Genomic DNA, 15164 nt, shown 5'->3' on the forward strand with positions numbered 1-15164 from the left:
TAGCCTATCGTGATTTCGACCAGATTTGGGCGGCAATCAAAGCCGAGGATGCCGAAGCTTTACTCGCTACCGCTGGCTGCCGAAGGCCACTCCCAGACCATAGGTACAAACACTGGCCGGCCTTGACCAACATATCGTCGAGACGCCGGCCCGCGCCTTGGAGGATCGCTCGGTTGACAGCTTTCGGGCGCTTGCCATTCGTGCGGCAAATGCCGAGGAGCGGGCTGCACTTCCCTGACCAACTTTTTCGGAATCGCGGAATTTCCGACCTGTAGCCAGCCGATCAAGAAGGTCATGCGGTTCGGGGCGCTGGGTCGGCCTAGCTGTGCGCGCCCGCGCTTCGCCGGCGGCGAATGATGCTAGATGAGCCGACGCCAACATTACCGCAGCGCAGACAGCCAAGCCGTTCTCGCCCTCAAGCGTCTGACGCATGATGCGTGTCCAAAAGCTGACAGCGGCAGAAAACATGTCGGGTTCAAAACAACCGGCCATCTTGGGCTTGTAAGGTTTCGAGGCAGAATCATGCATTTACTGCGGGCAACGCGCTGGCATGACGTTTGCTGGTTGAGATCGGCAATACTGAGCGAGGGCTGATCGCATTAGAACACGCAAGACTTTGATGGTCTCCTAACCGGTGTGTTCCGTTCTGAGAGAACCAGCTCGCGCATACACGTCAGGAAAGGTGTGGGAATGGAGAACAACATGTTGCGTAGAGAGTCCCCGGCTCCTCTGATCAAAATGGACGACTGGCTGCGTGGCTAACCTCTCACGAACTTTGAGCCCGGCAAGGTGTCGGGATGACAAGTGGAATGGAACCCTGATCAATTCGCCCATTTTCTGCGGCGCGCCCGCAGTAACTGTGTTCATGGAGCACAGGGTCGACGGTTTGCACCAGGTCAGGGCTCGGACCTTAGACTTCCAACCGAATAGCCGCGGCGGCGATATTCGATGCGAATTTGGCCCGTCGTTGAAGACGTCACAGTCCAGGACCTGTTCAAGGTCGGCCACAGGGGCAGCATTTACGTGGAACCGGCCTGGCGAGGCCGGACGTCGGCTGCGTAAGCGGGCCCGAAGTCAGCGTAACCGAAAGCAGAAATCCTCCGTTGAGGACGAGACCTGAAATTGAGGAAACGAAATGTCTCACGCAGCGCTTGGCCCTGCCGTCAACAAGGATGGCGAGGCCCTTTCCCGCCCGTTCGTCAAATGCCTCCTGCGGCTGATCCGTGCTCAGGATTTTCACGGCTCATGCCAACGGAAATCGGACACCGGGCTGCTGGCCGATTTCATTATCACCGAGGAACTGCGCCGGAATATCCACTCATTGGCAATCCGGATCCGGACGTGCTGTGGAGGCTCGACATGTCGGAGATCGAGGAGCGCTCAGGCGTGATGACATTGTCAACAACAGAAATCAAACGTCTGTCGAGACGTCTACCGATTCGGCTTCGAGACTCTCCGGAAACTCGCGGATACCGGCGCGAAACTGGTCGGCGATGTGACTGCAGCTATTGCCTATCCCGAAGTGGCGCGGGCGTGAAGAAACCCATTTTCGAGGAAGGATCATGTCAAACCTGGATGAGATGGCGAAGAAAGTCCGAAAGCTTCAACTGCGCGCGGCAATTGCCAAGACGAACTTGCGCGACCTTGCCGAGGGTCTCCCGGTCAAATGGATTGAGATAGAGAAAGTCGCCGAGAAAACGCATGCCGTTTATGCCGAGTTGGATGGTGTCAGAAGAGAGCTTGCCAAAATGAAGACTTTGCGATGAGGAGCACATTCATCAGCCGCGACGGCTCCATATGGGTGCCGGAATATCTGATCGCTATCGATGGCAAGATCTGTATCGGCTGCGGCCGCTGCTTCAAAGTCTGCTCGCGCGAGGTCATGCATCTTTACGGCGTCGATGACGCGGGTGAGATCCTTGGCGCCTGCGACGCCGATGACGACGATTTCGATGGTGAGCTCAATCGCATGATCATGGTTGTGGACCATGCCGGCCGCTGCATTGGCTGCGGAGCCTGCGGCCGCGTCTGCCCAAAGAACTGCCAGACCCATCTTGCGGCCGACCAGGTCGCAGCATGAGCTGCATGATTTGACGAGACAAAATCAGGAGAACGGCATGCGCTTCATCATCTTTTGTCGGCTCCTCGGGCTGGTCCTGTGCGGCAACGCTGTGACGGTTTACTTCGCCTCGCATTCGTTCCGTCTAGCAGTCGTCACGACGCTGGGCTGTTCGCTACTTCTTCAGCTGGGCTATTTCGCAAGTGTGCTCTTTCTGATTTGGCGATCGAGCTGCGCTGGCAAGGCCGGGCAAGGGGCTGAGCTTGTCGATAGGTCCCAGGAAGTTCGGTACCAGTCGCGCGACGATGAGCATAGGAATGAAACTCAAGATGTGTCCCAGCGCAATCAAACGCTCGGCATATCGCTGCTCCTCCCTTGAGGCACCGTAACAAGATCAGAGCTCAGATTCATCCCTTTGTTCAAGTTTGATTATTCAGGCCATGGTTCCCTGGTAAGGTCGAAGGCGACGGCATTCTCATCGTTCTAACGCCAGGGAATGCAGTTTCGATTCTCCGGGCGGATTCGCCGATGACGGTCCTGTGTTTCGGCGTGCGATTTTGACACCTGAGGCGGGGAATCGGCGTCCAATTTTAACCCCCGGTTGGAGAGCGCCCCAGGGGTGGACACTGATCAGGCTGCGGTTTTGCCCGTCTGCCGGATGTGTTGATCCTCGCGATCATCTGCGCGACCGCATTCGCCGCGCCGTCTCTCGTGGCCGCGCCCTCTTGAATTGAAGGTACAGACAGTTCCTCTTTTAAAAGCGACATCCGCCCTGTCCGTCAGCCGGAGAACAGTCGGAGCTAAAACCCGATCACCACCAGTTCGCCAGGTCGAAATGGCAGCGAACGACCTTGCAGGGGCGCTTGGGTTCAGGCGTAGGTCGATGCCGAGAGGCACGTTCGGCATTGTCCGATAGCCGGGAATGTCGGGTATGCAACGTAGGGGAAGCTGACTCTTGGGTGTTTTTTAAATGCTTTTTGGCTTGGCACGGTAAATGCTCGTTATTGCGCAAAACGCACGGATTGAGTGGTCCCACCGCCACGAAAGTCGCTAGCTTACGCCACCTCCCAAGGCGAACCCGGCCCGGCAGGGAGCTCCGTCTCTGCCGGGCATGCCTTTCAGACGACTCGCGTTCAGAACAGCAGCAAGTTCACGACAGCAACACCGACACAGATTACTAATCAGTTGCTGGATACCGCTAGGACCGACACGCTCGTCAACTACAATCCGACGACGTACGGCCGCGGCGAGGCCAGCCTTTCGAGGGCATTGGCACCCGTTTCGATCAGGTAGACGAGCACATCGATCGAGCAGCTGAAACCTCTGTGAGGCGTTGAGCGCCACAAAAAATCGTCTCGCGGAATTCGGCTCGGCAACCGTGCAGTTCCTGCCGGTCCAATCGCAAACAAGAGCCACTGCGTTTTTATCGAAGTCTGTTGGTTTGGCGGTCCGGCTGCACTTGCAAAGCTAGCAAAAACGCAGATGCCGACCGCGTGTCGTCGTAGGTTTCCTAGGCGATGGTCGCCTCATCGCAGCATGGCGACATTTGGATCGCCTCGTCTCAATCGCAAGGAGAGCGCTGGAAGTCCCCAAAGCTCTGATGGGTGGTCGGAGAGCGCGGCTGACCAATCCAAGCAGCGCTTATGGAACGAGTTTTGCGTGGCTATTTCAGCTGAATGATCATCGCCGGAGAGAATATGCTGGAAAAATTCGAGCGTTACCCGCTCACCTTTGGACCCACACCCATCGAGAAGCTCGACCGGCTCGGCAAGCATCTGGGTGGCAAGGTCGAAATCTACGCCAAACGCGAGGACTGCAACTCCGGTCTGGCGTTCGGCGGCAACAAGCTGCGCAAGCTCGAATATATCATCCCCGACGCGATCGCGTCAGATGCCGATACCCTTGTCACCGTCGGCGGCGTGCAGTCCAACCATACGCGGATGGTCGCCGCCGTTGCCGCCAAGATCGGCATGAAATGTCTCCTGGTCCAGGAGAGCTGGGTTCCACATGAGGATGTCGTCTACAACCGGGTCGGCAACATTCTCTTGAGCCGCATCTTGGGCGCAGAGGTGCTTCTGGTCGACGATGGCTTTGACATCGGTATCCGCCGCAGCTGGGAAAAAGCACTCTATGAGGTCAAGGCAAGGGGCGGCAGGCCCTATGCGATACCGGCCGGGGCGTCTGTTCACCCGAATGGAGGCCTCGGCTATGTGGGGTTCGCGGAGGAAGTGCGCGCCCAGGAGGAACAGCTTGGGTTTGCCTTCGACTACATGGTCGTTTGCACGGTCACCGGTTCAACGCATGCCGGCATGCTCGTCGGATTCGCCAAGGACGGTCGGCAGCGCAACGTGATCGGTATCGATGCCTCTGCTACCCCGGCCAAGACCAAGGCGCAGGTGCTTAGCATTGCCCGACATACGGCGACCCTCGTCGAGCTCGGATCGGAATTTGCCGAGGATGACGTGGTGTTGCTCGAGGACTACGCGCACCCGCGGTACGGCATCCCATCCGAGGAAACCAAGGAGGCGATCCGTCTGTGTGCGCGGCTCGAGGGTATGATTACCGATCCCGTCTATGAGGGCAAATCGATGCAAGGGATGATTGACCTCGTTCAAAAAGGCTTTTTTCCAGCGGGCTCGAGGATACTTTACGCGCATCTCGGCGGCGCGCCGGCCATCAACGGTTATGGCTACACCTTTCGCAATGGCTGATGCTCGACAGATCTCCACGTGCTGTGCCTGCCGTAACAGCGCTGAGCCAAGTTGACCGAAGGCCCGTTGGCAAACTTTAGCGGGCAGTTGTTAACTGCCGCCACGACGTGGGGTCGTGGTGCTGGCATGCTTGGCAGCATTTGCCTGTGCTCAATGTGTCCTGAAGCCGCATAAGAAGGGAGAGGACATGGCCGTTTGACTTTTTTGTCATTTTGCGGTGCGGCGATAAGCGATAATCGCCGTAAATTTCATAAATTGTAAGCCACCGAAGATATCCGCAGGCGCGTGGTATCTACTTGAGCAGGTATGGAAGCTGTGACCAATCGTGCTCGAGCGGGTCGTCGTCGGCGAGCACATCGCCGGACACCCCCAGCGCGGCGGTGAACTGGGCCAGCATGGGGGATGGAAGAGGCGTCCCCCGCGACGTGACAGCGGGCAGTCGGTATCCGGCTTAACGAGGGCTTGCTCATCCCTATTGCGAGCGTCGACGAGACTGTCGTCCCTTCGGCAATTTTGACCGAAACGGCGCGTTCAGCCGGCGCGTTGCCTTCGGGCGGGTTCCTCCACCTGGCGCTCTTTTAGCACTACGTGCGGAGGGGGTTGGGGGCTACGACGTAGCTGAGCCGCTCTATACGGAGGGGCGCGCGCGGCGAGGCGACGATGAGGTTGAGTTGTCCCCCGATCGCCTCTACGTAGCTCTAGGTGTCGACAGATACATATCGGCCTGTTGCTCGATCTTCGAGACAGAGGGCTGGTTGAAATCTCCGCCTGGGGCTTCCCAGCCGCACGGCGCAGCTCTCGTTCGACCTCCGTCCTTTAACTCTCCGAAACGTGCGTCGACACGCTCCCGACGCTCCTCGGGGAGGGCAGCGATCACGTCATCAAGCCTGCGTTCCATCACTTCCTCTCCTTCTTGTTCGCCGGCCCGGCGGAGATGCCCTTGATGGCATTTGTCCAATGGCGTGTTGATTGGTGGCCCGGAAAGGAAGTCGCATCTGGCCATTGCCATCGCCCGGGCGCTCATCCGCGACAGCAGGCGCGGCTACTTCGACGGAACAACGACCGCACTGCTCGATCCTCGTACGCATACGACGAAGGCCGCATGATTGGCACATGCGCGTGCGCGCGGCGGGCTCTATGATGGCGTTGTGTGAAGGTCAGGCGGCCTGCGGACCGGCGGGCTTGTCGGCTTCGCGCAGGAGCTTCCATTGCCAGGGCAGTAGTTCGTGCAGACGCGAGACGGGAAGATCGGCAATGCGGGCCAGGACGTCGGCGAGCCAGGCTTTCGGGTCGACGTCGTTGAGGCGTGCCGTGGTGATGAGGGTAAGCATAACGGCGGCGCGGTCGGCGCCGCGCTGGGAACCGGCGAAGGTCCAGTTGCGCCTTCCCAGAGCAATGCCACGCAGCGCTCTTTCGGCCGCGTTGTTGCTGAGGCAGATTCTGCCGTCGTCGACGAAGCGGGCGAAGTCGGCCCAGCGCCTGAGCATGTAGTTGATTGGCTTCAGGACCTCAGAAGAGCGCGAGAGGGTATCGCGCTCGCGGAGCAACCAGGCGTGCATGTCGTCGAGAAGTGGTTTGCTCTTCTCCTGCCGCACGGCATACCGTTCGTCAGCGCTGCGGCCGTTGATGGCGCGCTCGATCTCGAACAGCGCGTCGAGGCGCCTGACCGCCTCCAGCGCGATCGGGGAGATCGGTTTGCCCTTCTTGCCATCCCGGGCCTCTTTCGCGATGTCGGCCAATTCGAAGAATCCTCGCCGCGCATGGGCGTAGCAAAAGGCCGGCGTGATCGGCTGCTCCTTCCGCTGCGGGTCGAACAGCGGCTCGAAGCCACTGTAACAGTCGCACTGAAGGATGCCGGCGTACCCAGCCAGATGCTTCTGAGGACGCGCGCCGCGCCGGTCGCTCGAGGCGTAATAGATCGCCGCCGGCGGCGCAGGCCCACCGAAAGGCCGATCGTCCCGCACGTAAGTCCATATGCGCCCGGTCGCGCACTTGTCCTTCGCCAGGATGCGAATGGTGGTGTCGTCGCCATGAAGGCGCTCGGCCGCGAGCACATGGCGCTCGATCAGATGGAAGAGCGGCATGACGGCGAAGGTTCCGTGGCCGACCTGATCGGCCAGCGTCGACACCGGCAAGTCGATCCCCTCAGCCTTGAAGCGCGCGCTCTGGCGGTTGAGTGGAGCATGCATGCCGAACTTGTCGAACAGGATTGTCGCGAGCAGTTGGGGACCGATGAAGCCGCGCGGCGTGGCATGGAACGGCGCCGGCGGCTGGGTGATCTTCTCGCAGTCGCGGCAGGTGAACTTTTCGCGCACCGTCGCGATCAGCTTGAACCGGCGCGGGATCTCTTCCAGCGTCTCGGTCACATCCTCGCCCAGCTTGGACAGCCGGGATCCGCCGCAGCAGGCGCAGGCGCTGGGTGGCTCGATGACGATGCGCTCGCGCTCGATGTCATCCGGCCATGGCTTGCGCACCGGTCGCTTGCGCGTGAAGGGGCGCACCGTCTGCGTCTTCGCCGCCGCAGCCTGCGCGGCAAGCTCATCCTCGGTCGCCGAGGTGACGAGGTCTTCGAGCTCCAATTCCAACTGCTCGATCAGCCGCGCCGTGCGCTCGGAGCGTTGCCCGTACAGTTCGCGTTTCAGCTTCTCGATGCGCAGCTCGAGATGCACAATCCGCGCCTCGTTGTCAGACAGCATGGCCTTCGCGTTGGCGGCTTCAGCCTGCCAGTTGGCAGCATCCGCGACCGCCACATCGCGTTCAGCCTGCAACGCCTCACGTTCAGCCAGCAGCGCCGTGTAGGCGCTGGCAAGATCCGAGGGGAGCTCAACCGGCTTCGAAGTCATATGCCGATTGAATCACATTCCATTGTATTTTCAATTAAAAAATGCTACCCAACCCGAGCCGGGTCGCCACGTTTCCTGCGGGTTGCGCCAGTCTATCCCAGACAAGAGATAACTCAGTTGTGCAGGAGATACTGTCACAGCCCCACCTTCAACTGTCGGCCAGATGAATCGGCCGCGCTCGAGTCTTTTTGTGAACAGGCATGATCCTTGGCCATCATGCCAGATCACCTTCAACAAATTTCCGCGTTTCCCCCTGAAGCAAAACAGGTTGCCCCCAAGGGGATTATGTTTGAGCACCTCCTGCACCCGCAGCGCCAGTGATGGAAAGCCACATCTCATGTCGGTGTAGCCTGTAGCGAGCCACACACGCACGCCTTCTGTCGGGATCATCGCAGCATTTCCAGCCCCTGCAAGATCCGCAGCAAGACACTGACGTCGACCGTGCGGTCAACGATCACACGCCGGCCGTTGGCCCCGACGATTTCCATCCGGCCACCGGCAGACAACGCTTGGCTGGTCGCAGCTGGTACTTCAGAGTGCGATCGTGTGGGAGCCAGCTCTTGCGGATCTACATCGTGCAGGCTGGGACCGACAACACCCATGTCAATGAAGGCGACCGGTGGGGTCTCGGGCAGCGGGTTGGATCGGCCCAATCGCCCTTGCTGGGTTTGCTTCATCCAGATGAACAAGTGGTTCGCGTTCATGTCGTGACGCCGCGCCACAACCGACACGGGATCACCGGACTCTTGCGCCTCACGCACGATCGCCAGCTTCTGCTCGACCGTCCAGGAGCGGCGCCTCCGCTGTCGGCCCGCACCCGGCGGCAGCGGCAGAGCCGCGGACGTGCCCACTTCCACCGTCGACGGCTGCTCCATCGCCAGATACTTCATTCGCCAAGTGTCCACTTAATCTAAGCGGACACTAACGTCTCAAGGTACGCGTCAGCAGGCGGCCTTCAGCGTAGGCATACCGATCCTCTCACGCATCATTGCGAGATCATCGAAATCGGACATGAATCCTGGCGCTCCAAGAACCGCACCTGATCACCACATGGCCCAAGACGATCCGCGCTCGCCGGGCTTCGCAACCCGGACCAGCTCCGCCCGGCGAGCGCTAAACGCGATGCGCTGCCGCCAATTTTTACTGGGATATTCGCTGCGGCCAAGCAAGAGGGACATCTTCTCAAAAAAAGCAAAACTGGGCTCATTATCGATGTAGCACCGCCAAAGTGCTCTACTGGGTGCATTTGCAGAGCGCGATTGACGAGTATCTGGGAGGGTTTTGCGCCGAGCTGGAACGGTCCGTGCAGTCCAAAATGCGTTCATAGGAAATATGATCACTTGGCGAAAACGGCTGTTTGACCCGGATCTTTCTTTCAGTGGCTGAGCGGAGTGAGATTGGTCGATGTCTGCATCGTCATGGGTGTTGCAATCAACGATGCCCAAAATGGCGAGCAGCATCTGGCGGTCAAAGCCCTCAAGGGATTTGGCGGCCGAATCCTTGCGGTGGTCGACGACTTAGACAGGGATACTTATCGCCCGTCCATGCCGCTTCGCTGGTGTGATCTGCATCTTTGCTTCCAGAAGAAGGGCAGGGACACGCCCAAGTGCGAAGTCGACCTCGTTATAGCGATTGAAGGTGGCTGAGACGCACGATCGCGAAAACTATCGGAAAGGAACAAAGTCATGACTGAAGAATCACCGGCGAAATGACCAGCGGCAACGTATTTGCGGATTTGGGCTTTGACAATTCCGAAGAGGAATTGCGGAAAGCCAAGCTCGCCCGTGAGATCCGCGCCATCATTATGCGTCGGCGCCTCACTCAAGCCAAATCAGCGCAATTAACAGCCCGACATATCCGCCGTAGTCATGGGCGAACAGGGCAAGTTCTCTATAGATCGCCCGATGCGCTGCCTCGATCGACGCGCTTATAAGGTGGACGTTGTGGTGCGCCACAAGCCGCGCAAATCTGCGCCGACGGCCGATGCAGCCTAATCATTGGCGGAAGCGTGGGGTCCAGCTCTCGACAAGATAGGCTTCCTCGGAGATTTCCATCTCCTCGTTCGGTGGATACGAGGACCATGAGTGCCGAACTGCCCTTGCGCCCCAGTTTTCCTCCCGGAAGCGGTCGTTGCTTCGCAGCGGTACGGATGACCTTATCCGGACGACGATGGCTCTTCCGATTCTTAAGTCCAAATGCTCTCTGGCGTGAGGATCTCGAACGGAACGATCCGCTGTTCGATTAGCCGTGTGTCCGTACGTTCGATCATGCGCAGCATTACGTCGATGAGTTCTTCAGGCATCCTGTCGACGGGATGGCACAAGGAAGCAGTAATCAAGCCTTCGCTCAATCCCTTGCGTGTCTCGGGCCCGATGTCTCGGCAGACGACCCGGATTTTGCACTGCTGCTCCGCAGCGAGCTCGCGCATAGCACGCAGGACGCAGGAAATGCCGCCGCCATTAACGAAGATGCCCCGGAGCTCCGGCTCCTCCGCTATCAGCCTGCGAACGATTGCATAGGCGTTCTTCGGCGCCTCATGGGTCAGCAGGGTTTCGCTGACGTGGAACTCGGGCGCGTGCTCGCGCATATAGGAGCGAAAGCTCGCATCCGAGATGTCTTGATAACGGTTGCTGCCGATGAGAGGAAAGACCTTGCCGGGCCGCCCGGACGTCTGGCTGATAAACTATGCTGCGGTGCGGCCGGCCTTCCAGTTGTCGGTCCCCACAAGCCGGCCCGGCTGGCGGCGGACAGGTCGGTGACGTAGGCGATCACCGGAACGCCCTTGACGCGCAACTCATCAATCGCCTGGCCGACGAGCGGGTGATCGGCCGAGATCACCGCGATTGCATCGGCGCTTCCGCCCATCTTGAGCAGATTGGCAGCGACCGCTTCTGGGGAAGGGTCGTCCTGGAAGAGCATGTCGGGCTCAATAACCGCATCTGTGCGTCGCGCGCAGGCACCTAGAAGCGCCTCGGCCCAGATCCGGCAGAGCGGCCGGTGCGATTGCTGCATGAGAAAGCTCAAGTGCCGATGCGGGAGATTGTCCCGCCTGCGTTCGTGCAGCGGCCCCGAACTGCGGAAGCCGATCTGCTGCGCTGCGCTCAAGATGAGGTCGGCCGTCTGCGGTCGCAGTGTGCCAGTTCCGTGCAAGAGCCTATTGACGGTGGAAACACTTACGCCCGCGGCTTTCGCCAGATCGGCGATCGTTGGTCTGTTCATCAGCCGCCTCTCATATGCAATTCGTGAATGACTTTCTTTCAAGTGCAAAGGCCATGTCTGCGCGAAAGAGGCGTAGGTCTCCGGATCCTTCGTGGAGAGGCCTGACATGTTGCACGAAATCTCGGCGCCGCCTGACGCCAATCGGCAAGATTGTTCGCCCGCGGCCGCCCGCCCGATGGCACCACGCGCGCTGCGGCTGTGCGATCCGAAGCCGCGCGGCGCGCTGCAACGCGAAGGCGCCAATCTGGCTGACGTCAACGGACAGTGCTTTCTGGACCTCGACAACACTTTCGCCATTCTGATGCATAGGGATGGCTTTGCCCCGTGCTTAATGCGGTCGCGCGCATCCTTCATGACGGCAGCGGCCTTTTCAATTCGACGGTACATGAGATCGACTTTGCTGAATTACCTGCTCGATTGTCTCCGGCGATTGTGCAGATCATTTCGTCAACTTCGACACTGAGGCTGTGACGATCACCATCAAGACGGCACGCGTATTCACTGGACGCAGGAGCATTACGAGATCGAAGGCGCTTATCAGGAATCCTATGATTGGGCCGAGGTAGGCCAGGGGAGGGATATCCGCATCGCGTCGCCGCAGGCGCCTGCGCCCGTGCCGGCTTACGCAGGCGCCGGCATCGATTGCCGATGAGGTCGTCATTCGTCACTTCAATGATGCCAGTGGTGCGGCCATGCTGGTTATGGACCTGCATCGACGATCCTCCAGGATAAGGGCAGGCTCGGGCATCAACCGCCTCTCGTCGAAACCACAACCTCCCCTTTTTCTTGGCGGTACGCTCCACGATCAATCCGACCGGGATTAAGGATAATAACCGCGGCCTGCTCGCTATGGTGCTGAACTCCCCTACCAAACAGCACCACGCGAACGGCAAAGATCATCAAGGTCGATGGTATGGAACAGCCCTTCGAAACGGCATCGAAGGCGCCTACCCTGGTCGTGCTGAACACCACAAAGAGAAGGAAACGATCTATGGAACAGGTTGCCACCGTCGGCCTGGATCTGGGCGCTCACGTCATTTCATGGGCGGCCACCGGTGCCACTTTGCGGGATCGGAATTGCTCCCATCCTGCTGCGCGAAGATTACACTCGACGCAGGTCCCGCAACCGAAACCCCAGCTATGTCTATGTTCGCGGTCTCCGCTATAGCAGGTGTGGCTTCCCTCGCAGATGAGCTTCACCAGCGCCTCGCCGCCCAGCAAATCCGCCAGCGCCCAGGTCTGCGCCTTGTCGCGCCGTATGAGGGGTGTGTGAATGACAAAACGCGTCTCCATTCCAAGGTTCAGGGCGAGTTGCATTGCTTTGACTGCGTCATCCCGACAATCCGGGTAGCTGAAACGATCCGTCTCGGACACGCCGATCACGAGGTGTTTCGCGCCCATCCGGTAAGCCATCGCGGCCGCAAAGCCGAGGAACAGAAGGTTGCGGCCAGGCACGAAGGTATTTGTTATACCGTTCGCGTTCAGTGCGATCTCGACGTCGCGCGTGAGCGCGGTATCACTGATTTGACCGAGCACGGCCATGTCGATCATGTGGTCCTCGCCTAGTCGCCCACGCCAGGCCGGAAAGTCTGTTCGAATGCGCCCGAGCAGGTAGGGCCGCACATCGAGCTCGATCCGGTGCCGCTGCCCATAGTCGAAGCCGATTGTCTCGACGCACTCGAAGTTCTCGAGCGCCCAAGCCAGGCAGGTTGTCGAATCCTGGCCGCCGGAGAAAAGGACGAGTGCGGTTCCCGGATCTCGTTGCATCGGGTCAACCCTCGTATTCAGCCCAGCACAGCGGCGTCTCATAGACCGTTACCGAGCACATTTGGCCAAGAAGCGGCTTGGTTTGGTTCCAGATCCAGACCGCAATGTTTTCCGCTGTCGGATTGTCGAGACCCTCAACCTCATTCAGATGCTGATGGTCGAGACGTTGCAGAAGCGATCCGAACACAGCCTCGACATCGAAGAAATCGATGACAAAGCCCGTGTCTGGATCGACGGGCCCTTCCAGACGCAGTTCCACACGGTATGAGTGGCCATGCATGCGGTGACAGCGGTGGGTCTCTGGCACGCGCGGAAGACAGTGCGCTGCCTCGAAGGTGAAAGCTTGCGTAATTTTCATGGGATCCCGAGAAGTTTGTGGGTTTGAAGGCTCAAGCGCCAACGTGGGTTGGCAAGACAATAGGCCACTGCGGCGGCCGTATTCGCCTCGCGCTCGGGCCCATCCATCGGCTGAAGCAAAAGGCGCTCAAACGCGAGAACTTCGAAATGTTCGGGCTCCGCGCCAATCTGAGGATATACAAGCTTTAGCTCGTCCCCTGCCATGACCACGAGGCGTGCATTGCATTTCGGACTGACGCACAGCCAGTCGATGCCGGCGGGTGTGGGGATGGTACCGTTGGTCTCCACGGCAATTTCAAACGCCAAGGAATGCAACGCTTCAAGCAGTTCTTGATCGATCTGGAGGAGGGGTTCCCCTCCGGTGAGCACGACAAGACGCTGCCCAGTTGCCGACCCGCGCCAGGCTTGTTCGACCGCCAGCGCAAGCTGCCGTGCGGTGTCAAAATGTCCGCCACCGGGGCCATCTACCCCGACGAAATCGGTGTCGCAAAATCCGCAGAATGCTTTTGCCCGGTCGCCTTCACGTCCCGACCAAAGATTACAGCCGGCGAAACGACAAAATACGGCGGCCCGCCCGGCATTTTGTCCTTCACCTTGAAGGGTGTAGAAGATTTCCTTGACCGCATATGACATTGCTTAAGCGGCCTTCGAGTGCGCAAGGGAGCATCTCTGCTGGCTTACGAGACGCGGCAAAAGGTGGGAAATGTCCCACTGCACGTTTTGCAGCGCGTTCCACCGTCGAGGCTCGTTGCCGAAAACCCACTCTCCCGAACTCCAGGCAGAATTAGGTTTCAGCGAGCGGAGGCTGCGGGGAAGGGCCTCTCGCTTTTTGAGGCCAGTCACCGCGAGAAACGCTTCGATTACGTCGCTCATGGCGATGGTGCCTTGACGAGGACGAGGCGTGAGAATCCTGGGGTCTCCTCGAAAGCCTGCCTCACAGCACGGAAGAACTCGCTCATCAGACGCAAGCCGCGCTCCAGGATGAGGCGGTCGAGCGATGAGTAGGTCGTGTGCGGCGGCAGGGCGCGGAGAAAATCCGCCATGTCCTGATCGGTGATCTGAAGGGCTTCATCGATGGTCTTGCCGACAATGAGTTCGGTAAACGCCGAGGAAGTGGTTATGGCCGAGCCGCGGCCGAAGGTCTGGAACGTTGCGGCGGTGATCGTCTGCGTCGTACGGTCGAAACCCATCGTCAATTTAAGCCCATCGCCGCAGGCGACGGCGCCGACCTCGCCGGCCGCATCGGGGGGTTCCAAAGCGCCGACATTGTGCGGGTTGATGAAATAGACCTTGTCGCTGAAGAGGTAGACGTTGTCGGTGTTACCCCGCATGGCGCCGATCCTTGTCGTTCTGGCGGCTAGCCGAAGGACTTGCCGCAGGCGCATTTGCCCCGCGCGTTGGGATTGTCGAAGACAAAGCCCGAGGACTCCAGGTCCGTGACAAAGTCAACGGTCGTGCCGGCGAGATGGGGCTGGGAGTTTGCGTCGACGAACACCTTGACCCCGTCCGTCTCCATGATGGCATCGCCCTCCCGCGAGACGCTTTCCAGACCCATCAGGTATTTGAGGCCGGCGCAGCCGCCCGCCTCGACCTTGATGCGAAAGCCTTCCGCCGGTTCGTCGGCGCGGGAAAGCGCGGCCTTGACGGCGGCGACGGCGTTTTCAGTGAGTGTGATCATGGGACTATTTTCTTGCTGATGCATTCGCAAGTCGCGCTGCATAGAGCGTGCCACAGAGGAAGATTGGGTTAAAACACCGGGTTAGCGGATTTGACGCCCTGTCTCACATCCAACAATTGTCGGATGTCGGACAGAGTGAAACCTTGCGTAGAAAAAGCGGCATCGGACACATCGCCAGTGGCGTCGCCAGAGCCAGCGTTTTCGATCGTATGAATGTTGACCAGTGTAAGGGTGGGAACTCTTAGTCGTGGTGCGCTCCAAAAGCCGCGCCATCGTCACTACCAGTGCGGAGGCGAACACCGGGGTTGTCGATACCGCTACGATGGCGCCTTCTCGAAGCAGCGCCGTCTGCGTCAGCTCGTGGGTGGCGAACACCACTCGCGTGCTCGGCCCGTGGCCTGCAGTGCGGCCGTCACCTCGCGAGGGCCGACTGAGGCATTGTAGACGCCGCGAAGCCAGGGGTTGGCCAACGCGCCCCCCAGCGAACGGCCCCATCACCGCCGGCGGCCACGGCCGCGATTAGAGGCCGC

General features: G+C 59.6%; 16 protein-coding genes and 3 pseudogenes. 10 read left to right on the forward strand and 9 right to left on the reverse strand.

From position 1 onward, the window contains the following. Window positions 1-1135: 1135 nt before the first annotated feature. The 7 genes and pseudogenes from JG747_RS33690 to JG747_RS33715 all read left to right on the forward strand — a co-directional run bounded on the left by JG747_RS33690 (window position 1136) and on the right by JG747_RS33715 (window position 5876). Window positions 1136-1537: pseudogene (locus tag JG747_RS33690) on the forward strand (DUF269 domain-containing protein). A gap of 25 nt (window positions 1538-1562) precedes the next feature. Next, window positions 1563-1766 carry a CCE_0567 family metalloprotein gene (locus tag JG747_RS33695; RefSeq protein WP_199201517.1) on the forward strand — a complete coding sequence of 68 codons (204 nt, stop codon included), beginning with the start codon at window positions 1563-1565 and terminating at the stop codon, window positions 1764-1766. Beyond that, complete coding sequence (gene fdxB / locus JG747_RS33700; RefSeq protein WP_096453666.1) at window positions 1763-2080, forward strand: ferredoxin III, nif-specific; 318 nt, start codon at window positions 1763-1765, stop codon at window positions 2078-2080. Before JG747_RS33695 ends, fdxB begins: the two co-directional genes overlap by 4 nt. Before the next feature lie 37 nt (window positions 2081-2117). Next, a complete protein-coding gene (locus JG747_RS33705) occupies window positions 2118-2438 on the forward strand; it encodes an exopolysaccharide production repressor protein (RefSeq protein WP_199201518.1) in 321 nt (106 codons plus the stop codon). 764 nt (window positions 2439-3202) lie between these two features. After that, window positions 3203-3352, forward strand: a pseudogene (locus JG747_RS37920) (S8/S53 family peptidase); the annotation flags it as partial. 404 nt (window positions 3353-3756) lie between these two features. Further along, on the forward strand, window positions 3757-4770 hold the full coding sequence (locus JG747_RS33710) for a 1-aminocyclopropane-1-carboxylate deaminase (protein ID WP_199201519.1): 1014 nt from the start codon (window positions 3757-3759) through the stop codon (window positions 4768-4770). 950 nt (window positions 4771-5720) lie between these two features. Next, window positions 5721-5876 (forward strand): hypothetical protein, encoded by a 156-nt coding sequence (locus tag JG747_RS33715; protein ID WP_199201520.1) that lies wholly within the window; start codon window positions 5721-5723, stop codon window positions 5874-5876. A gap of 51 nt (window positions 5877-5927) precedes the next feature. Here JG747_RS33715 and tnpC read toward each other — a convergent pair whose 3' ends face one another. The 3 genes from tnpC to tnpA are packed head-to-tail and all read right to left on the reverse strand — an operon-like array spanning window position 5928 to window position 8503. After that, window positions 5928-7613, reverse strand: a complete 1686-nt coding sequence (gene tnpC, locus JG747_RS33720; RefSeq protein WP_199201521.1) for an IS66 family transposase — start codon at window positions 7611-7613, stop codon at window positions 5928-5930. Between the two features lie 30 nt (window positions 7614-7643). After that, entirely contained in the window at window positions 7644-8003 is a 360-nt protein-coding gene (gene tnpB, locus JG747_RS33725) for an IS66 family insertion sequence element accessory protein TnpB (RefSeq protein WP_199201522.1), read from the reverse strand. Beyond that, window positions 8000-8503, reverse strand: coding sequence for an IS66-like element accessory protein TnpA (tnpA, locus tag JG747_RS37620; protein ID WP_446720627.1), 504 nt, complete (start codon window positions 8501-8503; stop codon window positions 8000-8002). Before tnpA ends, tnpB begins: the two co-directional genes overlap by 4 nt. A gap of 507 nt (window positions 8504-9010) precedes the next feature. Between tnpA and JG747_RS33735 the strand changes: the two genes are divergently transcribed. Further along, on the forward strand, window positions 9011-9259 hold the full coding sequence (locus JG747_RS33735) for a type II toxin-antitoxin system RelE/ParE family toxin (RefSeq protein WP_244748493.1): 249 nt from the start codon (window positions 9011-9013) through the stop codon (window positions 9257-9259). Window positions 9260-9321: 62 nt separating this feature from the next. Beyond that, window positions 9322-9546: an XRE family transcriptional regulator gene (locus tag JG747_RS33740; protein ID WP_244748494.1), complete on the forward strand. Its 225-nt coding sequence runs from the start codon at window positions 9322-9324 to the stop codon at window positions 9544-9546. Window positions 9547-9798: 252 nt separating this feature from the next. Here JG747_RS33740 and JG747_RS33745 read toward each other — a convergent pair. Continuing rightward, window positions 9799-10832: pseudogene (locus JG747_RS33745) on the reverse strand (LacI family DNA-binding transcriptional regulator). Window positions 10833-10938: 106 nt separating this feature from the next. On the opposite strand from JG747_RS33745, the gene JG747_RS33750 reads away from it, so the two are divergent. Next, a complete protein-coding gene (locus tag JG747_RS33750; protein WP_202362412.1) occupies window positions 10939-11295 on the forward strand; it encodes a hypothetical protein in 357 nt (118 codons plus the stop codon). A 566-nt stretch (window positions 11296-11861) separates the two neighbouring features. Here the strand turns inward: JG747_RS33750 and queC are convergent. From queC to JG747_RS33775, 5 genes are all read right to left on the reverse strand, one after another. Beyond that, window positions 11862-12599: a 7-cyano-7-deazaguanine synthase QueC gene (gene queC, locus JG747_RS33755; RefSeq protein ID WP_199201525.1), complete on the reverse strand. Its 738-nt coding sequence runs from the start codon at window positions 12597-12599 to the stop codon at window positions 11862-11864. A gap of 4 nt (window positions 12600-12603) precedes the next feature. Next, window positions 12604-12957, reverse strand: coding sequence for a 6-carboxytetrahydropterin synthase QueD (gene queD, locus JG747_RS33760; protein ID WP_199201526.1), 354 nt, complete (start codon window positions 12955-12957; stop codon window positions 12604-12606). Further along, a complete protein-coding gene (gene queE, locus JG747_RS33765; protein WP_199201527.1) occupies window positions 12954-13589 on the reverse strand; it encodes a 7-carboxy-7-deazaguanine synthase in 636 nt (211 codons plus the stop codon). Before queE ends, queD begins: the two co-directional genes overlap by 4 nt. A 236-nt stretch (window positions 13590-13825) precedes the next feature. Beyond that, window positions 13826-14287, reverse strand: a complete 462-nt coding sequence (locus JG747_RS33770) for an iron-sulfur cluster assembly scaffold protein (protein ID WP_199201528.1) — start codon at window positions 14285-14287, stop codon at window positions 13826-13828. Between the two features lie 26 nt (window positions 14288-14313). Beyond that, window positions 14314-14634 carry a HesB/IscA family protein gene (locus JG747_RS33775; RefSeq protein ID WP_199201575.1) on the reverse strand — a complete coding sequence of 107 codons (321 nt, stop codon included), beginning with the start codon at window positions 14632-14634 and terminating at the stop codon, window positions 14314-14316. Window positions 14635-15164: the final 530 nt, after the last annotated feature.

It is taken from the genome of Mesorhizobium sp. 131-3-5, assembly GCF_016756575.1.
Lineage (GTDB): Bacteria > Pseudomonadota > Alphaproteobacteria > Rhizobiales > Rhizobiaceae > Mesorhizobium > Mesorhizobium jarvisii.